The following is a 19,894-nucleotide window of genomic DNA, read 5'->3' on the forward strand; positions in this document are numbered from 1 at the left end:
GTGCGGCTTCCCGAAGCCCACTCCACTATCCACCAGTCAATGGATATATGCAGTAGGCGAGTTGGGTGATTTTCTCCGCGCGTGCGTGCCCGGAACGCACCCTCTGGACCCGGTTGACGCGCGGCCCCCGGGACCCTGGTGCGGCCCTCACCATTCCCTTGTGGTGGAACACGTTCTACTGTGTGCGCCGCCACCGAGAGCCGTGGAGGGACCCGTGTACCTCGCATACACCACCGAACAGGAGCAGCTGCGCGCGGAGTTGAGGTCGTACTTCGCCGAACTCGTCCCCCCGGACGCGCACGCGCGCTACGCCGAACCGCAGGCGCAGAAGCGGTTCTACCGCGAGACCATCCGCCGCCTCGGCGGCGACGGCTGGCTGGGTGTGGGCTGGCCCAAGGAGTACGGCGGGCGCGGCATGTCGGCCGTAGAACAGTTCGTCTTCTTCGACGAGGCGGCCCAGGCGGGTGTACCACTGCCGTTGATGGCGCTCAACACCGTCGGCCCGACGATCATGCGGTTCGGCACCGACGAGCAGAAGGAGTACTTCCTTCCGCGCATCCTCGCCGGTGAGCTGGACTTCGCCATCGGGTACAGCGAACCCGACGCGGGCACCGATCTCGCCGCGCTGCGCACCCGCGCGGTCCGCGAGGGCGACACCGAGACCGGGCACTACGTCGTCAACGGGCAGAAGATCTGGACCACCAACGGCGACACGGCCGACTGGGTCTGGCTCGCCGTGCGCACCGACCCCGAGGCCAAGCCGCACAAGGGCATCACGCTGCTCCTGGTCCCCACCGACGACCCGGGCTACTCGTGCACGGTCATCAACACCCTCGCCTCGCACGACACCACGGCCAGCTACTACGAGAACGTCCGCGTCCCCGCGAGCCGCCGCATCGGTGCGGAGAACAGCGGCTGGCGCCTGATCACCACCCAGCTCAACCACGAGCGCGTCACCCTCGCGGCGCACGGCACCATGGCCCTGCGCGCGCTGAACGACGTACGCAGGTGGGCGGCCGAGGCCAAGCTCTCCGACGGCCGCCGCGTTCTCGACCTCGGATGGGTGCGTACGCGGCTTGCCCGCACCCATACGCGTCTGGACGCGATGAAGTTGCTCAACTGGCAGATGGTCGACGCACTCGACAAGGGCACCCTCACCCCGCACGACGCCTCCGCCGTCAAGGTCTACGGCAGCGAGGCACGCCGCGACGCGTACGCCTGGCTGATGGAGATCGTCGGCGCCGCGGGACCGCTCAAGGAGGGCTCGGCCGGCGCCGTGCTCCACGGCGAACTGGAGCGGGGTTACCGCAGCGCCGTCATCTTCACCTTCGGCGGGGGCAACAACGAGATCCAGCGCGAGATCATCTCCTGGATCGGCCTGGGCATGCCCCGCGTACGCCGCTGAGGCGGTATGACCGGACCGGCGAAGAGCGATCTGGTGGAGAACAGGCCAAGTACGCAGTTCATTTGCCCGCCATCAGCCTGCAACCGCCGTCGGCATTACGCGCGTTGGCGCTGCTGAGCCGCGTACGGCGGGACGATCACCGCGGCCCCTCCGGCGACGCCGGCCCGGCGTCGCGGCATGTGTCGGGAGCGTGCCGCGGTTCGTTCCTGCCCCCTGGACAAGACGCCGCTTCGCCACGATGCTCGCGCCGGGTGCGTCAACAGGGTCCGGGCGGGGCTCGGTTGGCCGTGCGGTGGCGCCTCGGGTTTCCGGTGCCGGCGGCCAGGAGGGCTTCCTTCGCCACAGGTCACACGGCGTGTCGCCGCGGTGAACGCAGCGTGGACGGTGGCCGGTTGGTGGTTCAAGTTTGAAAGCTTGACCACAAATTGCACACGCCCTCTCTTCATATCGTCGCCGATGGTCTAGATTACCCATGCTTCGGAAGTTCGGACACGGGGCGACAAATAACGATCTATTGCTCCGGCGTTATGGGCGTACAACAGTCGCGTGCCCGGCGCCGGATGTGGGGTTGATCAATTCCGGGCCCGCGAGGGGGCCTTGGGTGCGGGGGAGCACCCGAGGTTCGACGGGTTCCCGCGCATCTTGAGCAGCTGGTATGGCATGCGAGTCCGCTGCCGCCAGGGTGGGTTGCTTGAGCTGCGCTGAAACAACCGGGTGTCATGAACAACCGGGTGTCATGCGTGGGAGGCGGGGGTCTCCCAAGGGGAGGAACAGCGCGGCGCGAGGGGCGGGGGCCGCTCGCGGAACAGTGTGAGGCGAGCACGTCGAGCCACTGGCGACCTGGGGGGTCCCGTGCAACAGGGGGAATTAGTCAGCCCGTTTCCATCGGCGCGGGGGCGTTTGGCGAACGGGACGATCAGCAGACCCGAGATCGATTGGGAGCAGCGGTACCGCCGTGCCGTGATCATCAGCGATACCTTGGCAACCGCCTTTGTGGTGGCGTCGATCGGCATTTTCTTCGGAGCCCGGGACGCGGCCAACTGGCACGAGAAGTGGGGAATTCTCGCCTGCGGCACCGAACTGCTGGTGCTGGGAGCGCTGGCGGTGAGCCGGGCGTGGGTTCCGGCGGTGCTCGGCCAGGGCGCCGAGGAATTCCGCCGGCTCGGACGCGCGGTGTTCACGGCGGCCGTCGTACTCGCGCTCGGCGGGGTCGCCCTCACCTCGCGCAACATCAAGCTCTGGATCTTCGTCGCGATCCCCGCGATCGCGCTCGTCACCATGACGGCGCGCTATCTGCTGCGCCTCTGGCTGCACAAACAGCGGAAGGAAGGAAGGTGTCTGCGACCGGTGCTCGCCGCCGGGAGCCTGGACACCGTGCGCGACCTGATCAGCCGGGCCCGCAAGTTCCCGCACCTGGGCTGGCGGGTGGAGGCGGTCTGCACGACGGACGGCCTCGGGCCCGACGGTGACCAGCTGGACGGAGTGCCGGTGGTCGGCCAACTGGCGGACGTCGCCAACCACGTCAGACGCGACGGCTACCGTGTCGTCGCGGTCACACCTGACCCGCACTGGTCACCGGACCGGTTGCAGCGGCTGGCCTGGAACCTCGAAGGCAGCGACGCCGAGATGGTCGTGGCTCCCGTGCTGATGGAGGTGGCAGGACCGCGGCTGCACGTCGACGCGGTGCTCGGGATCCCGCTGCTGCGGGTCAGCATGCCGACCTTCTCCGGGGGCCGCCGGGCCGTCAAAGAGGTCGTCGACCGGTTGGGTGCGGCGATCCTGCTGCTGCTGTTCGCCGCGCTGATGGTGTGCGTCGGGCTGCTCGTGCTGATGGACAGCAGGGGCGGGGTGTTCTACCGCCAGCGCAGGGTCGGCAAGGACGGCCGTGAGTTCACCATTTTCAAGTTCCGCACCATGGTCGCCGGGGCCGACGGGGCACGTGCCGGGCTGGCCGACCGCAACGAGGGCGCCGGGCTGCTGTTCAAGCTCCACCGGGACCCGCGCGTGACCCGGGTGGGCGCGGTGCTGCGCCGGTACTCGGTCGACGAGCTGCCGCAGCTTCTCAACGTGCTCACCGGCTCGATGTCGCTCGTCGGACCGCGGCCCCCGCTGCCGGAGGAGTCCGCCGCCTACGGTCCGGACATCCGGCGGCGGCTGCTGGTCAAGCCGGGACTCACCGGCCTGTGGCAGATCAGCGGACGCAGCGACCTGTCGTGGGAGGAGGCGGTGCGCCTTGACCTGCGGTACGTGGAGGACTGGTCGCTCGCCCTGGACTCGGTGATCTTGTGGAAGACGCTGCGCGCTGTGCTCCAGGGGCAGGGGGCCTACTGATGTGCGGGGAGCTGCGCCTCAACTGTCCGGTCGGCGCACGGACCGCAGGCCCGAAGGGTCTGCCTAGGGGGAGGAACCGGTCATGAGAGTCAGCGTCCTGGGACTCGGCTACGTGGGCTGTGTGTCGGCCGCCTGCCTGGCCAGCATGGGTCACGAGGTCATCGGGGTGGACGTCAACCCGGCGAAGGTCGACCTGGTCAACGACGGCAAGGCACCGGTGGTCGAGGAGCGGATCGGCGAGCTGATCGCCGAGGTCGTAAGGACCGGAGCGTTACGCGCCACCGGCGATGTCCGCGAGGCGGTCATGGGCAGCGAGGTCACGCTGGTCTGCGTGGGCACGCCGTCAGAGCCCAACGGCAGCCTGTGCACCACGTATCTGGAGCGGGTCACCGAGCAGATCGGGTCCGTACTGGCGGAGCGCAACGGGCAGGGCGGGGACGGGCACGACGCGCGGCAGACCGTCGTGTTCCGCAGCACCATGCTCCCGGGCACCTGCCTGAACCTGCTGGTTCCGATCCTGGAGAAGCATGTGGGCGGCACGGCAGGAGTGGACTTCGGGGTCGCGGTCAACCCGGAGTTCCTGCGCGAGGGCACGAGCGTGCGGGACTTCTTCGACCCGCCCAAGACCGTCATCGGCACGCTCGACCCGGTGAGCGCCGAAGCGGTGGCGGCGCTGTACGACGGCTTGCCAGGCGAGGTGTTCCGGGTGCCGGTCCCCACGGCCGAGGCGATCAAGTACGCGGACAACGCGTTCCACGGGCTCAAGATCGGCTTCGCGAACGAGCTGGGCGCCGTGTGCCAGGCGCTCGGGGTGGACTCGCACCAGGTGATGGATGTGTTCCTGGCCGACAGCAAGCTGAACATCAGCCCCGCCTACCTGCGGCCCGGCTTCGCCTTCGGCGGCTCCTGCCTGCCCAAGGACCTGCGCAGCCTCGTGCACGCCGCGCAGCGTGCCGACGTCTCGGTGCCGATCCTCGCCCATGTGCTGCCCTCCAACTCCGCACATCTGCAGCGCGCTGTGGAGATGGTCGAGCGCACCGGCAAGCGCCGGGTCGGCCTGTTCGGGCTGTCCTTCAAACCCGGGACCGACGACCTCCGCGAGAGCCCGCTGGTCGAGCTGGCGGAGACGCTCTTCGGCAAGGGCTACGACCTGCGGATCCACGACGCCAACGTGAGCCTCTCCCGGCTGCTCGGCGCGAACCGCGAGTACATCGAGACCCGGCTGCCGCACCTCGCGGATCTGCTCGCCGACTCCGTCAGCGAGGTGCTCGAACACGCCGAGGTGTGCCTGGTCGGGACGAAAGACCCGGCCGTGCTGTCGGCGCTGCCCCACGGTGAGGGGCCCCTGCTCATCGATCTCGTCCGCCTACCCGACGCCGAGAAGCGCCGGACCGAACCGGGGTACATGGGCCTTGCTTGGTGACACATCGTTCGACGACACAGCCGGCGGCGACCGGCACGGGCGGCGCGCACTGGTCCTGGTGGAGAACCTGTCGGTGCCGTTCGACCGGCGCGTGTGGCAGGAGTGCACGACGCTGCGCGACGCGGGCTGGACGGTGCACGTCATCTGCCCCCGTGGCAGCAAGCGGGACACCGAACCTGAGGCGGAGATCGACGGGGTGCGGATACACCGCTACCCGTTGCGCGCTGCCACCGGAGGACCCGCCGGCTACCTGCGGGAGTACGGCTCCGCGCTGTGGCACACGGCCCGGCTGGCCCGCAAGGTGGGCCCGGTCGACGTCGTCCACGCCTGCAACCCGCCAGACCTGCTGTTCCTGCCGGCACTGTGGCTCAAGCGGCGCGGCGCGCGGTTCGTCTTCGACCAGCACGACCTGGTGCCCGAGTTGTACCTCTCCCGGTTCGACCGCGGCGAAGACCTGCTCTACCGCGCCGTGTGCGCGCTGGAAAGGCTGACCTACCGGGCGGCGGACATCGTGCTCGCCACGAACGAGAGCTACCGGGACGTCGCGGTACGCCGTGGCGGCCGGCGCCCCGCCGACGTCTTCGTGGTGCGCAGCGCGCCAGCGGTCGACCGGTTCCAACCCGTGGCGCCCGAGCCGGAGTTGAAGCGCGGCAAGCCCCATCTGCTGTGCTACCTCGGCGTCATGGGGCCCCAGGACGGCGTCGACTACGCCTTGCGTGCCCTCGCGAAGATGCGCGACGAGCTGGGAAGGACCGACTGGCACGCGGTGTTCGTCGGCGCGGGCGACGCCTTCGACGCGATGGTGGAGCTGTCCAGGCGGCTCGGGCTCTCCGAACAGGTGCAGTTCACCGGGCGCATCCCGGACGCCGACCTGGTGCGCTACCTGTCCACGGCTGACGTGTGCCTTTCGCCCGACCCGCACAACCCGCTCAACGACGTGTCGACCATGAACAAGGTCCTGGAGTACATGGCGATGGGCCGGCCGATCGTCTCGTTCGACCTCAGAGAGGCACGCGTCTCGGCCGGTGAAGCCGCCGTCTACGCGCCCGCCAACGACGAGGCCGAATTCGCCAAGCTCATCACGCTGTTGCTGGACGATCCGGAGAAGCGGGCCCGGATGGGCGAGATCGGCCAGGAGCGGATCAGTGGGCAGCTCTCCTGGCGGAACTCCCAGCGCGCGCTGCTCGCCGCCTACGCCGCTGCCTGCCGTGACCACACCCCGGTGCCCGCGGGCGACCACGACCGAACAGGGAAGAGGCGGCACCGTTGAGCGATGACACCATACGGCTGGTCACGATCGGGCGGATCCTCCGTCGGCGCTGGCGGCTTCTCGTCGTCCTGACCGTGGTGGGCGCGCTGGCCGGCTACGGCACCTCGGTGCTGTTCCCGCCGCGGTACACGGCGTCCGCTTCGGTACTGCTGCCGGGGCAGTGGGAGGAGCGCGAGCTGCTGACCCAGGCGGAGATCGCGACCAGTTCCGCGGTGGTCGACCGGGCTGCCGACACGCTCCGCTGGAGCGGCGTCAGCGGCGCCGACCTGCGGGACCGGGTGAGCGCCAAGGCAGCCGACGGGAACATCGTCAAGATCTCGGGTACGGCCGAGACCCCGAAGCGCGCGCAGCAGCTCTCCGACCGGGTGGCCCAGCAATTCGTCACGTTCGCCGCCCGGATCGCGGACGACAGCACCGACTCCGAGACCGACGGGGGGCCCGAGGTGCTGCGGCAGCAGGTGGAGGAGGCCAACCGCCGCATCACCGACCTGGCCAACGCCGCCGATCCAGGGCAGACCGTGGAGAGCGTGCAGGTCCGCACCTTGCTGGAGAAGCTGCGTACCTCGCTGGAGGAGGCCATGAAGAAGCTGGACGAGGCCGACCCGGCGAGCAACAAGGCCGGCATGGTCGTCATGGGCCCCGCGGCCCGGCCGACCGGGGAGGCGCCGCCCACGCGGGTCCAACTCGTCGCCGCCGGGGCGCTGTTGTTCTTCCTGCTCACGGTCGTCGGACATCTCGCTGCCGCGCGGGCGAACCGCCGGCTGCGCACCGAACCTGAGATCGCGGCGGCGCTGGGCTCCGCGGTGCTGGGCACCGTCGATGTGCCCGCCGAACGGCATGCGCCCAGGCCCCACGGCCGCGGGCCCCGGGCCCGGACCCGCCGGCTGCTGGGCATCGACACCCGGTGGGACGTACCGGCACCGCAGTCCTCGGGCGACGAGGCCAGCAGACGCACCCGCTACCGGCGGGTGTACGCGCGCCTGCGGGACCAACTCCCGGCCTCCCGGCGGCTGCTGGTCGTCGTACCGGAGGGCGACGAAACCGCACGCCGGGCCGCGGGGCAGCTCGCCGCCGAGGCGGGGAGCGATCCTTCCCCCAGCTCTTCGAACGGGGGCCACCCCCTGCTGCGGGTGGTCGAAGTCCCCGTGTCCCCGCCGATGGTGCCCGACCGCGACACCGAGTCCGGTGCCCTGGTCGTGCTCAGCGCGGGCAGCTGGACAGCGGGTGAGCTGGCCGGTATCGCCGAGGCGTGTGCGGACGGCGGGCACGAGGTCGTCGGCGCCGTGGTCGCCGGCATGGTCAGGGCCCGTCCGACGCCGTCTGCCGGACCTTCTGCGGACGACGCCGCTCCGGCGCTCGCGGGCCGCGGCCAGGCGACGGGAGGTTCGGTATGACGACGAGCACGACGTCGGAGCCGCCGGCAGCCGCTCCGCTGCTGGACCTGCAGTCGCTGGTGGTTGCTGTGCGCAGACGCCGCCGCCTCTGGTGCTCCATGGCACTGCTGGGACTGCTGCTCGGCGTGGCGCTGGCCGTACTGATGCCACCACCGCCGAGCGCCGTGACCAAGGTGCTGGTCGCGCACGAGGAGGACCAGCCGAGCGACACCGGCACGCTGATCCGCACCGACGTCGAGGTGCTGGGGACCACGCGGATCGCGGGTAAGGCCCTGCGGTCCCTCCGGTCCCGGGACCACGCGCGGCGTACGGAAAAGCCCGAGGACTTCCTGCAGGACTACCGGGGCACCGGCGTGACCAACAACCTGCTGCGGATCGATGTGACGGCCGACAGCGACGCGGCAGCGGTGGCCCGGGCCAAGGCGCTGGCCGACGCGTTCGTCGCCGACCACGTACGGCGGATGCGGGAATCGGCGAAGGCCGAGTCCAAGGCCCTGCTCGACCAGCGTGACCGTATGCGGAACGAGCTGTCCAAGGTCAACAAGGCGATCGGAGACCGGTCGCCGGAGAGCGGCCCCAAGTCGTCGGCGAGCATCGAATCGCTCTTCGCCCGCCGGGCCGAACTCAACTCGCGGATCGCCGATTTCGACCTGCGCGCGGCCGAGGCGCGCACCGGCACGCCTCAGCTCGTCGCCGGTACGCAGATCGTGGACGCCCCACGCGCCGTGCGGCACTCCCTGCCGAGGACCGCCGCCACCAACGCCGCGATCGGGCTCGTCCTGGGGCTCGTGATCGGGCTCGCGCTGGCCGCTGTCGGCGCGGTGGTGGCGGGCCGGCCCGTGCTGCGCAGGGAGATCGCGGCGAACCTGGGCGCCTCCGTCATCGCGGAGCTGCGCCGCGTGCCCCGCCGGCCGGTCTGGCCGTGGCAGCGCCGGCAGACCCGGGCGGCACGCGAACGGCTCACCGCGACACTGGCCCGCACCGTGCGCGGCTCGGCGGAACCGGTGTCGCTGCTGGAACTTGGCTGTGCGCACAGCACGAGCGTGATCGCACTGAACGTCGCCAGGGCGCTGGCGGCCGAGGGACAGGTGGTCGTCATCGACGGTCTGCCAGGACCGCAGCTCGCCAACGCCGGCCGGAAGCCCGAAGACCCGACCGTGGTCAGCGGCGAGCGTGCCGCTTCCGTGCCGCGTCAGGTGCGCCGGCTCGGCGTCGGCTCCGTCGCGCCCGGCACGGCGTGGACCGACCTGCAGTACCTCGGCAGCCAGACCGTGCTCGTCGTACGTGCCGGGCACGGCACCGCCGCATGGCTGCACACCGTGGCGCGGCAGCTCGCGGACCAGCGCATTCCGGTGATCGGTGTGGTGCTGGTCGACCCCGACCCGCGTGACCGTACCGACGGCACGCTGTGGGACGGACCGCACACCGCGCTGCGCGGCCATCACGAGCGGCTGGCCCGGCAGAACCCGCCGGGCAGGCCGCGGCCGGAGCGGCCGTCGGTGCCGGTCGCACGGATACCGGACAGCGACCAGGAGGCGCGGTAGACATGTGTGGAATCGCAGGCACTTATCGCTGGCCGGACGGCAAAGCCGTGACCGACCGGCTCACCGATGTCCTCGCCCATCGCGGCCCTGACGGCGCCGGCCGGTACGGCCACCCCCTCGGCGACGGCGAAGTGCAGCTCGGGCACCGCCGGTTGGCCATCATCGACCTGACAGGGACAGGCGCCCAGCCGATGGTCTCGGACGGCCTCGCCCTGACGTACAACGGCGAGCTGTACAACGCGCCCGCACTGCGTGCCGAACTGGCAGCGGCCGGGGTGCGCTTCCGCGGCACCTCGGACACCGAGGTGGTGCTGGAGTCCTGGCGGCGCTGGGGCACCGACTGCCTGCCCCGGCTGCGCGGCATGTTCGCCTTCGGGATCTTCGACGAGCGGACCGGTGACCTGGTGCTCGCCCGCGACCAGCTCGGCATCAAGCCGCTGTTCCTGCTCCGGCGCGGTACGGGCCTGATGTTCGCCTCCGAACTCAAGGCGCTCGCCGCCGTGACCGGCGGGTCGCTGGAAGTGGACCACGCGGCGCTGGTGGCCTCGCTGCTGTACTACTGGGTGCCGGACTCGCGCTGCGCGTTCCGCGAGGCGGAGAAGCTGCCGCCGGGGAGCTGGCTGCGGTGCCGGCCCGACGGCCGGGTGGAGCGCGGCCAGTACTGGAACCTCAGGGACATCGCCGACGAGGGCCAGGAGCTGGCCCGCAGTGGCGAGCAGCCGGACCTGGCCGCCGTCGTCGAGGAGTCGACCCGGCAGCACATGCTCTCCGACGTACCCGTGGCGACCTTCCTGTCCGGCGGCCTCGACTCCAGCTATCTGACCGCGCTGGCGGCCCGCCACCAGCCCGGGATCTCCGCCTACACGATCGGATTCCGCGCCGAGGACGCCAAGTTCGAGGCGATGCCGGACGACCTGCGCCATGCCCGGCGGGTGGCCGAGCAGTTCGGCGTGGATCTGCACGAGATCGAGATCGCTCCCAACGTGCTCGACCTGCTGCCGCGGATGACGTACCACCTGGACGAGCCGATCGGTGACCCCGCCGCGATCAACACGTTCCTGATCTGCTCGGCTGCCCGGGAGGCCGGGGTCAAGGTGATGCTCTCGGGCATGGGCGCCGACGAGCTGTTCGCCGGGTACCGCAAGCACCTGGCCAACGTGCTGGCGCTGCGCTATCAGCGCATCCCGCGGCCCCTGCGGCGCGGCCTGTCGGCGACCGTGGACCGGCTGCCGGTCGCCACGTCACGCCGGGGATTCAGGTCGGTGCGCTTCGCCAAGCGGTTCCTCTCCTTCGCCGATCTGCCGGAGGAGACCGCGTTCCGGCGCAGCTACACCATGTACGACAGGGACGAGCTGCTCGCGCTGGTCGATCCGGACCTGGCGGGGACGGTCGACGACGTGCTGACCGAGCATGCGGACGTCTACGAGGACAACGGTCTCGACGACTTCGTCAACCGCATGTGCCTGGGCGACGCCCGGATGTTCCTGCCGGGCCTGAACCTCGCCTACACGGACCGGTCGAGCATGGCCGCCTCGACCGAGGTGCGGGTGCCGTACGTGGATGTCGAGGTGGTCAAGGCGGCGTTCGCCGTGCCGGGCGACCGCAAGATCGTCGGGCGGCAGGGCAAGGCCGTCCTCAAGAAGGCGGCCACCTCGGTCCTGCCCGACGAGATCGTGTACCGGCCCAAGGGCCTGTTCAGCGCTCCGCTGCGTGCCTGGATGAGCCGGGATCTGGCGCCGCTGGTGCGCGAGGTGGTGCACGACGGCCTGCTCGTCAACTCCGGGATCCTCAACCGCGAAGCGCTCTCGCGCATGGTCGCCCAGGACGCCGCGGGGCAGCGGGACTTCTCCAAACATCTGTGGCACGTGCTGACCCTTGAGCACTGGTACCGCAGCGCGACTTCTGGCTCCCGGAGCCAGGCGGCTTGACGGCGTAGAAACAAGAGGAGCTCGGGTGAAACAGGTTGTACAGAACTACAAGAGCGGCGAGTTGGCGCTGCTCGACGTGCCGGTGCCGGGGTGCAAGCCGGACGGTGTGCTGGTCCGGAGCGCCTACTCCCTGATCTCCACCGGGACCGAGCTCATGAAGGTGTCGGAGGCCGGCCTGTCGATGGTGGGCAAGGCACGCTCCCGCCCCGACCAGGTGGCCAAGGTCATGCAGAGCGTGGCCACCAACGGGGTGGCCGCCACCTACCGCAAGGTGAACAACAAGCTGGACTCCTACACGCCGCTGGGCTACTCGCTGTGCGGGGTGGTCGAGCAGGTCGGCGCCGGGATCGACGAGGTGGCGGTCGGCGACCTCGTGGCCTGCGCCGGCAACGAGCACGCGCTGCACGCCGAGCTGAACTGGGTGCCGAAGAACCTCTACGCCCGGGTGCCGGACGGCCTCGCGCCGCAGCACGCTGCCTTCGGCACCGTCGGCTCGATCGCGCTGCAGGGCGTCCGCCGCGGCGAGTCACAGCTCGGCGAGGTGGCGCTGGTCATCGGCCTCGGGCTGATAGGGCAGTTGGTGGTGCAGCTGCTGGCCGCCTCGGGAGTCCGCGTCGTCGGGGTCGACCCCGACCCGGCGCGCTGCGAGCTGGCCGAGCGCATGGGCGCCGCGGCCTGCGGCGATCCCGCGTCAGCAGCGGTGGAGGCTTCCGTCGCCGAGCTGACCGGCGGCCACGGCGTCGACCAGGTGTATCTGGCCGCCGGCGGCGGCAGCAACCAGCCCGTCGAGCTGGCGGCGCGGCTGAGCCGGGACCGCGGCAGGGTCGTCGACATCGGCAAGTGCCGCCTGGACCTGCCGTGGAACGCGTACTACGAGAAGGAGCTGGACGTCAGGTTCTCCCGCTCCTACGGCCCCGGGCGCTACGACCCGAGCTACGAGCTGGAGGGGCGGGACTACCCGATCGGCTATGTGCGCTGGACCGAGCGCCGCAATCTCGCGTGCTTCCTCGATCTCCTCGCCGCCGGGCGCGTCGACGTGGAGCCCCTGGTCTCCCACGTCGCCGACTTCGACGCCGCGGTCGAGACGTACCAGAGCCTGAAGGACGGCGATCTGAAGGCCGTGGCCGTGCTGTTCCGCTACCCGGGAACCGCCGCACACCCGGCCGAAGCGGTGGCCCCGTCGGTGGCCGTACCCGCGGTGCGGCGCGGCGGCGGCGCGCCGGCCCCGTCCAGGACGGCGAAGGCGCCGGTGCGGCTGGCGTTCGCCGGCGCGGGAAACTACACGACGTCGATGCTGCTGCCGCACCTGGCACAGCGCGACGGCGTCGAGTTGTCCACGGTCGTCACCACGACGGCGCTGTCAGCGGCCAACGCGAAGCGGAAGTTCGGCTTCGCCGAGGCGACGACCGACCTCGACGCCGTGCTCGGCGACCCGTCCATCGACGCGGTGTTCGTGGTCACCCGGCACAGCTCGCACGCCGAACTGACCCGAAGGGCACTGCTGGCAGGCAAGAGCGTGTTCGTGGAGAAGCCGCTGGCGCTCACCGAGGACGAGCTGGCCGGTGTGCTCGCGGCGGTGGAGGAGTCGGGCAACGACCGGCTGCAAGTGGGCTTCAACCGCCGGTTCGCGCCGCTGCTGCAGGAGGCCAGGAAGCGGTTCGGCGCCAGGACGGGACCTGCGAGCGTGCGCTACCTGGTCAACGCGGGACGCCTGGAGCACGGCAGCTGGTACCTCCAACACGGCACCGAGGGCTCGCGGTTCGCCGGCGAGGGCGGACACTTCATCGACACCGTGAGCTGGCTGCTCGCGGCCGACCCGGTCTCGGTGTACGCGGTCGCCCCCTCAGGCAACGAGGACCTGCAGGTCGTACTGCGCTATCCGGACGGATCGACCGCCACCATCAGCTACGTCACCACAGGGCCGCCCGGCTTTCCCAAGGAGACCCTGGACCTCATCGCGGACGGCAAGGTGCTGCGGCTCGACGACTTCGTCCGTACCTCGGTGTACGACGGCCACCGCAAGCGCTGGGTCAGTTCGCGGCTGCCCAAGGCCAGGGACAAGGGCCAGGCCGCCGAACTCGCCGCGTTCATCAGGGCCGTGCGGACCGGCGGGCCGATGCCGGTGCCGCTGGAGTCACTGGTCGCCACCACGGCGGCCACCCTTGCCGTACCGGCAGGGCTGGCGAGCGGCGTGCCGGTGACGCTGGCGGGGGCGCGATGACCATGGACCCGAGCTGGTATCTGCGGCGGCTGTCCCGGATGGAACCGCGGGAGGTCGGCGGCCGGGTGGGCGACGCGGTGCGCAGGCGGCTGTGGCGCTCGGCACGCCCCGGCTGCCCGCGCGTGACCGGCGCCCGGTTCACCGCGGTACTGCCGGCGGGTGCGGTCGCCGCCGTGCCACCGGACGCCGCGGAACGCCTCATCGCCGAGGCGGACCGGCTGATGGCGGGGCACGCCGAGTTCTTCGGGGTGGTCCGCGACGACCTGGCAGACCCCGACTGGTGGTACGACCCGAAGACCGGGCGCCGGGCCCCGTGGGGCTACGCCTTCGATGTGCCGTACCGGGACGAGGACACGGTCGGGGACATCAAGCAGATCTGGGAGCTGTCCCGGCACCAGTACCTCACCGTGCTCGCCGCCGCCTACGCGGTCAGCGGGGACGAGCGGTACGCCGAGCGCGTGGCCGAGCACCTGCGGTCGTGGTGGGCGGCCAACGCGCCGCTGCGCGGCGTGCATTGGATCAGCGGCATCGAGCTGGGCATCCGGCTGCTGTCGTGGGTGTGGATCCGCCGGCTCCTCGACGGCTGGCCGGGCGCGGCCGGGCTGTTCGAGGAAAACCCGGTGGCGCTGAACCAGATCTGGCACCACCAGCGCTGGCTGGCCGCCTTCCCCAGCCGGGGGTCTTCGGCGAACAACCACGTCATCGCCGAGGCCGCCGGGCAGTCAGCCGCGGCCTGCGCCTTCGGGTGGTTCCCCGACTCGGCACGCTGGCGGACCGACGCGCTGCGGTCGCTGGAGCGGCAGCTGCGCGGCAACACCTTCGTCTCCGGGCTCAACCGCGAGTTGGCCACCGAATACCACGGACTGGTGCTGGAGCTGGGCCTGGCCGCTGTGGCAGAGGCGGACGCGGCAGGTGTGCCGGTCCCCGCCCCGGTCCGGCTGGTGCTGCTGCGGATGACCGACGCGCTCGCCGCCGTCGTGGACAACCGGCTGAGGCCGCCGCGCCAGGGCGACGCCGACGACGGGCACGGTCTGATCGTGGACGGCGCCGGCACCGACCGCTGGGCCTCGCTGCTGGCCACAGGGGACGCCGTGTTCGGCCGCCTCGCCTGGTGGCCCGCCGTGACCGGCACCGATGTACGCACCCCACTGCTGGCCGCGCTCATCCGCCCGTACGCGGCGAACGGAGCCGCGCCGGGGCCCGCGAACCGGGCCGCGCCGGGGCCGACGAGCGGAGCCGCGCCGGAGTCGGCAAGCGGAACCGCATCCGGGCCGACGGTCGGAACCGCGCCGGGGCCGGCAGCGGGCGCCGCACGGGACGCGGGAAGCGGAATCACATCGTCCGTGTCACGCCCGGCAAGCCGGCCGGACCATTTCGCCGACGCGGGCATGACCATCCTGCGTGGCCCCGGGGAGATCTGGTGCCGCTGCGACGCAGGTCCGCACGGGTTCCTGGCCATCGCGGCGCATGCCCACGCGGACGCGCTGTCCGTGGAGGTGCGGCACGACGGGGTCGATGTGCTCGCCGACCCGGGGACGTTCTGCTACCACGGGCAGCCCGAGTGGCGGCGGTACTTCCGGTCGACCCTCGGCCACAACACCCTGGAGCTGAACGGCGCTGACCAGTCCGTCTCCGGCGGCCCGTTCCTGTGGACCCGGCATGCTCGCAGCCGCGTCCTGGCCGCGGAGACAGCCGGCGCCTCCGACGGGGCAACGGCGCGCTGGTGCGCCGAGCACGACGGTTACCTGCGCACCGAGGGCGCGGTGCACCGCCGCCGGGTGGAGCTGACGGCCGCGAGCCAGGAGCTGAGGGTGGTGGACGAGGTCCGCGGCCGGCACGGCCAACCCGGGGCCGTGCGCCTGGCGTTCCACCTCGGCCCGGCGATCGCCGCCGACCTGGAGGGGGAGCGGGCCGTGCTCACCTGGACCCGGGACGGCGAGGACCGCTCAGCCGTCCTCGACCTGCCCGGGCAACTGCGCTGGCGGGCGCACCGCGGCGAGACCGGCCCCTCCCCAGGCTCTTCGAGCGGAGACAACCCCACCCTGGGCTGGTACTCCGCCGGCTTCGGGCGCAAGGAACCCAGCACCACGCTGGTCGGCACCGGTGCAGCCGACAGCGCCGTGCCGTGGGGAGAACTCATCACCGTACTCAGGTTCTGCGGCTAAGGGGGACGTGTGGGGATCAAGTGGCGGCACTGGGTGTGGCCGGCGGCACCGTTGGCGCTGGCCATGCTGGCGGCGACCGGCTGTGACAGCACGCCGGACACGCGGCCGGAGCCGGCCGCTGAGCCACCCACGTCCGTGAACCGGTCCGTGGCCCGGGTGTGCGCCAAGCCGGCGGCCGGGCCGGCGAAGGCGCCGGCGGGCGCGGTGACCGTCGACCCCGCGGTGGTCGGTGACCTGGCAGCGAAGACCAAGAGCAGCCCGCCGAAGACCACGTTCTGGCTTCGACCTGGCAGGCACAGGCTCGATCCGGACCGCTACGCCCAGATCATTCCCAAGAGGGGGAACCGCTATCTCGGGGCGCCGGGCGCGGTGTTCGACGGCAGGAAGACCAACAGGTACGCGTTCGGCGGTGCGGCCGACGACGTCACCATCCGCCACCTGACCGTGCAAGGTTTCGTGGCGCCGCCGGACGAGGGCGTGGTCAACCACGACTCGGCCGACGGGTGGGTGATCGAGCACGCGAAGATCCAGAAGAACTCCGGTGCGGGACTGATGGCCGGTGCCCGCCAGAAGGTACGCGCCAACTGCCTGCGCGCCAACGGCCAGTACGGCATGAACGCCTACAAGGGCGACGGCCGTATCAGCGGTCTGGTGGTCGAGGGCAACGAGATCGTGGGCAACAACACCGGCGACTGGGAGCGGCGGCGCAAGGGCTGCGGCTGCACCGGAGGCATCAAGTTCTGGGCCGTCAACGGCGCCGATGTGCGCGGCAATTGGGTGCACGACAACCGGGGAACCGGGCTGTGGGCCGACACCAACAACAACGACTTCCGCATCGAGGGCAATGTGCTGGAGGCCAACGACGGTGCCGCGCTGATCTACGAGACCAGCTACAACGCGGTCATCCGGAAGAACCTGATCCGGCGGAACAACTGGGTCGAGGGCCGCAAGTACGCCGACCGCGACGACAACTTCCCGCTCGCGACCGTCTACCTGTCCGAGTCCGGCGGCGAACCACGGGTCAGGGCCCGTACGGACAAGATCGAGGTCTACCGGAACGTGCTGGAGAACAACTGGAACGGGATCACCCTGTGGGAGAACGCCGACAGGTTCTGCAACAGCCCGGCCAACACCTCGTCCGGCGACTGCACGTTGCTCGTGAAGAAGACCGGCAGCTGCAAGCGGCCCGCGATCACCACCGCACCGCTCTACGGCGACTGCCGGTGGAAGACCCAGCGGGTGGACATCCACGACAACCGCTTCGTGCTGGACAAGTCCGTCCTCAAGTGCTCGGTGAAGTGCGACCGCATGGCGGTGCTGGCCAACTACGGCACCTATCCGGACTGGTCGCCCTACAAGGGTGAGCGGGTGGCCGAGGCGATCACGCGCAAGCAGCGCAACCGCTGGCACGGCAACGTCTACGTCGGACCGTGGAAGTTCGTCGCGCACGACCCCAGCCGGGTGCTCGACTCCGGGCAGTGGCAGGGCCCGCCGTACGAGCAGGACAAGGGCAGCACCTTCGGCCCCCAGGCAGGTGGTTGAGATGGGCGGCGACCTGCGGCGCGGCCGGCTGCCGCGCGTACCGGGCACGGCGGATGCGGCGGGTACGGCAGACACGGCGGGAACGGCGGGAACGGCGGGAACGGCGGGAACGGCGGGAACGGCGGGAACACAGCGTGGTGCCGAACCGCGCCCCGCCGGCACACCGAAGAGCGTCGGGATCGTCTGGGGGCTGCTGATCCTCAACACGCTCGGCTCCGCCGGGGCCGAGACCCTCATCCCGCTGCCCCGCTCCCTCATCCAGCTGGTCACCATGGGCGCGCTGGTCGCCGCCTTCGCGCTGGCGCTCGTGCTCAATCTCCGGCTGCGCATCCGGGCCAGCGCCTTCGTGCTGCTGCTCACCCTGCTGCTCGTGCCGAGCGTGATCTCCAGCGTGCAACTGGAGTCCGGGCTGGGCGCGCTGTTCCGCTGCGCCCGGCTGGCTCTCTTCGTCGGCACGCTGTGGCTGCTCAGCCGCTGGTGGGACGGCAGCCTGACGTTCGTGCGGCACCACATCAGGGTGTACTTCGCCGTGCTCGGGTCGGTCGCGGCGGGCGCGGTCATCTCGCCGGGTGCTGCCATGCCCGACATCTACGGCGGGCGGCTGGTCGGCGCGCTGTGGCCGCTCACCCCGCCGCAGATCGGACAGTACGCCGCGGTGATCATCGGGCTCACCGTGCTGCTCGTACTGGGCCGCAGGACCGACAGGACGAGCGCCGTGGTGGTCATCGTGCCGTCGCTCGTCCTGCTCGCGCTGACCCATACCAGGACGGCCACGCTCGGCCTGCTCATCGGGTTGCTGCTGGCGATCAGCTCGCTCGTCCTGACCAGCGCCGCAGCGCGCCGGTTCTTCTCCTGGGCGGTGCTGTGCGCCGCCGTGGCCGCTGTGGGGTTCAGCTCGGCGCTGCAGGCGTGGTTCCTGCGCGGACAGACCCAGGAGTACTTCTCCAGCCTCAACGGCCGGGCCAAGGTCTGGGACGCCCTGCTGGCTGCGCCCCGGACATCCCTTGAGCACCTGTTCGGCATGGGCCTGGGCGACAAGTCGTTCGGCGGGCTGCCGATCGACAACAGCTGGCTGGCCGTCTACCACGAGCAGGGCCTGACCGGGGCCGCCATCGTCGTGGCGATCATCGTCGTGCTGGGCGGCGTCGCGCTGCTGCGGCCACCTTCGCTGCCGAGGGCCTGCGCGATCTTCCTGATCAGCTACTGCGCGATCGCCTCGTACACCGAGGCGGGGCTGGGCGACGCCTCGCCGTACCTGCTGCATCTGGCCCTGGCCGCCTCGCTGTTGGCTGCGCCTGCCGCTGCCCCGCCCCTCGCGGTGCCCGAAGACCCGCCCGAAGCCCCTCGACGACATGTCCCGCGGTGGGCCAGGGACAGGAAGTGACCTCACGTATGCACGTTCTCGTGGTGCACAACAGATACGCGTCGGCGCAGCCGAGCGGGGAGAACAAGGTCGTCGACCAGGAGGTGGCGCTGCTGCGCGCGGCCGGCCACCAGGTCGAGATGTTCGAGCGGCGCAGCGACGACATCGCGGCACGGTCCCTGCTGGGCAAGGTGCGGGTGCCGCTGCTGGTGCCGTGGAACCCGGCGGTCCGTACGGAGCTGGCCGCCCGGCTCCGCACCTCGCGCCCTGACGTGGTGCACGTCCACAACGTCTTTCCGCTGCTGTCGCCCGCCGTGCTGGCCGCCTGCGCCGACGCAGGCGTGCCCGCCGTCGCCACGCTGCACAACTACACCCAGGTCTGCCCGCCCGGCACGCTGCAGCGGGACGGCCGGCCGTGCACCGAATGCGTCGGCACCGCGCCGCTGCCCGCCGTCCGGCACGGCTGCTACCGCGGCTCCCGGCTGGCGACGGTGCCGCTCGCGGTCAGCCTGTCGGCCAACAGGCGGCGGTGGTGGTCGGGCGTGGAGCGGTTCTTCTGCATCTCCGCCGCGCAGCGCGACGTCCTGGTGGGGGCCGGCATGCCGGCCGAACGGCTGGCGGTGAAGCACAACTTCGTACCTGAGCCCGACGTGCGCCGCTCGGGCCCGGGCGAGCAGCTGCTCTATCTCGGCCGGCTCGCGGAGGCCAAGGGCGTGCGGCTGCTGATGGCCGCCTGGGACGAGATCGCCGCCGAAGGCGGCGTGGGCGTGCCGCTCGTGATCGCGGGAACGGGGCCGCTGGAGGGAGAGGTGACCGCCTGGGCGGCGGGCCGCGACGACGTGCGGTACGCCGGACTGTACGACCCGGCCCAGTGCAGGCAGGCCATCGCGCGGTCGGTGGCCGTGGTGGCCCCCTCGACGTGGCTTGAGGCGTTCGGCCTGGTGGTCGCGGAGGCGATGGCGGCCGGGGTTCCGGCCGTCGCCGCCGGTCACGGCGCCTTCGTCGAACTCGTCGAGGACGGGGTGACCGGGCTGCTGCACCAGCCGAACGAGGCCGCCTCGCTCGCGTCCTGCCTGCGCCGGATCACGGACGGGCCGGGCCGCAACGAGGAGATGGGCCAGGCGGCCAGGCGCCGCTACGAGCAGGGCTTCAGCCCGGCCGTCGGGCTGGAGCGCCTGGTGGAGGGGTACCGCACCGCGATCGCGGGACGGTCGGCCGACGGGCACGTACCGCCGCCGGCAGGGAACGGGAACGCAAACACTGGCTCGCGGCGGGGACACCCGCGCGGGCAGGGATGGGGGCAGTAGT

12 protein-coding genes are annotated in these 19,894 nt (G+C 71.3%); all 12 read left to right on the forward strand.

Features of this window, described 5'->3' with window-relative positions; translation table 11 throughout:
- Window positions 1-214: 214 nt before the first annotated feature.
- The 12 genes from NMN56_RS05675 (at window position 215) to NMN56_RS05730 (ending at window position 19,893) form a co-directional block, all read left to right on the forward strand.
- A complete protein-coding gene (locus NMN56_RS05675) occupies window positions 215-1,405 on the forward strand; it encodes an acyl-CoA dehydrogenase family protein (RefSeq protein ID WP_274039273.1) in 1,191 nt (396 codons plus the stop codon).
- 852 nt (window positions 1,406-2,257) lie between these two features.
- Window positions 2,258-3,736, forward strand: a complete 1,479-nt coding sequence (locus NMN56_RS05680; RefSeq protein ID WP_274039274.1) for a sugar transferase — start codon at window positions 2,258-2,260, stop codon at window positions 3,734-3,736.
- 82 nt (window positions 3,737-3,818) lie between these two features.
- On the forward strand, window positions 3,819-5,159 hold the full coding sequence (locus NMN56_RS05685) for a nucleotide sugar dehydrogenase (protein ID WP_274039275.1): 1,341 nt from the start codon (window positions 3,819-3,821) through the stop codon (window positions 5,157-5,159).
- The gene (locus NMN56_RS05690) at window positions 5,149-6,429 is read left to right on the forward strand and encodes a glycosyltransferase family 4 protein (protein ID WP_274039276.1); all 1,281 of its coding nucleotides are present in this window, start codon (window positions 5,149-5,151) and stop codon (window positions 6,427-6,429) included. Before NMN56_RS05685 ends, NMN56_RS05690 begins: the two co-directional genes overlap by 11 nt.
- The gene (locus NMN56_RS05695) at window positions 6,426-7,823 is read left to right on the forward strand and encodes a Wzz/FepE/Etk N-terminal domain-containing protein (RefSeq protein WP_274039277.1); all 1,398 of its coding nucleotides are present in this window, start codon (window positions 6,426-6,428) and stop codon (window positions 7,821-7,823) included. The genes NMN56_RS05690 and NMN56_RS05695 overlap by 4 nt, the downstream gene beginning before the upstream one ends.
- Complete coding sequence (locus NMN56_RS05700) at window positions 7,820-9,367, forward strand: Wzz/FepE/Etk N-terminal domain-containing protein (RefSeq protein WP_274039278.1); 1,548 nt, start codon at window positions 7,820-7,822, stop codon at window positions 9,365-9,367. Before NMN56_RS05695 ends, NMN56_RS05700 begins: the two co-directional genes overlap by 4 nt.
- A 2-nt stretch (window positions 9,368-9,369) precedes the next feature.
- Window positions 9,370-11,295 (forward strand): asparagine synthase (glutamine-hydrolyzing), encoded by a 1,926-nt coding sequence (asnB, locus tag NMN56_RS05705; protein WP_274039279.1) that lies wholly within the window; start codon window positions 9,370-9,372, stop codon window positions 11,293-11,295.
- 25 nt (window positions 11,296-11,320) lie between these two features.
- On the forward strand, window positions 11,321-13,516 hold the full coding sequence (locus NMN56_RS05710; protein WP_274039280.1) for a bi-domain-containing oxidoreductase: 2,196 nt from the start codon (window positions 11,321-11,323) through the stop codon (window positions 13,514-13,516).
- Window positions 13,513-15,681: an alginate lyase family protein gene (locus NMN56_RS05715; RefSeq protein ID WP_274039281.1), complete on the forward strand. Its 2,169-nt coding sequence runs from the start codon at window positions 13,513-13,515 to the stop codon at window positions 15,679-15,681. Before NMN56_RS05710 ends, NMN56_RS05715 begins: the two co-directional genes overlap by 4 nt.
- A gap of 9 nt (window positions 15,682-15,690) precedes the next feature.
- The gene (locus NMN56_RS05720) at window positions 15,691-17,223 is read left to right on the forward strand and encodes a right-handed parallel beta-helix repeat-containing protein (RefSeq protein WP_274039282.1); all 1,533 of its coding nucleotides are present in this window, start codon (window positions 15,691-15,693) and stop codon (window positions 17,221-17,223) included.
- Between the two features lies 1 nt (window position 17,224).
- Window positions 17,225-18,607 (forward strand): O-antigen ligase domain-containing protein, encoded by a 1,383-nt coding sequence (locus NMN56_RS05725; RefSeq protein ID WP_274039283.1) that lies wholly within the window; start codon window positions 17,225-17,227, stop codon window positions 18,605-18,607.
- 8 nt (window positions 18,608-18,615) lie between these two features.
- Window positions 18,616-19,893 (forward strand): glycosyltransferase, encoded by a 1,278-nt coding sequence (locus tag NMN56_RS05730; protein ID WP_274039377.1) that lies wholly within the window; start codon window positions 18,616-18,618, stop codon window positions 19,891-19,893.
- Window position 19,894 lies beyond the last annotated feature (1 nt).

The sequence above is a fragment of the Streptomyces iconiensis genome (assembly GCF_028657195.3).
Taxonomy (GTDB): Bacteria; Actinomycetota; Actinomycetes; order Streptomycetales; family Streptomycetaceae; genus Streptomyces; species Streptomyces iconiensis.

Coding starts and splice junctions, on each gene's coding strand:
- NMN56_RS05685 (WP_274039275.1), top strand. CDS start 3,819: ATGAGAGTCAGCGTCCTGGGACTCGGCTACGTGGGCTGTGTGTCGGCC.
- NMN56_RS05700 (WP_274039278.1), top strand. CDS start 7,820: ATGACGACGAGCACGACGTCGGAGCCGCCGGCAGCCGCTCCGCTGCTG.
- asnB (WP_274039279.1), top strand. CDS start 9,370: ATGTGTGGAATCGCAGGCACTTATCGCTGGCCGGACGGCAAAGCCGTG.
- NMN56_RS05715 (WP_274039281.1), top strand. CDS start 13,513: ATGACCATGGACCCGAGCTGGTATCTGCGGCGGCTGTCCCGGATGGAA.
- NMN56_RS05725 (WP_274039283.1), top strand. CDS start 17,225: ATGGGCGGCGACCTGCGGCGCGGCCGGCTGCCGCGCGTACCGGGCACG.
- NMN56_RS05730 (WP_274039377.1), top strand. CDS start 18,616: ATGCACGTTCTCGTGGTGCACAACAGATACGCGTCGGCGCAGCCGAGC.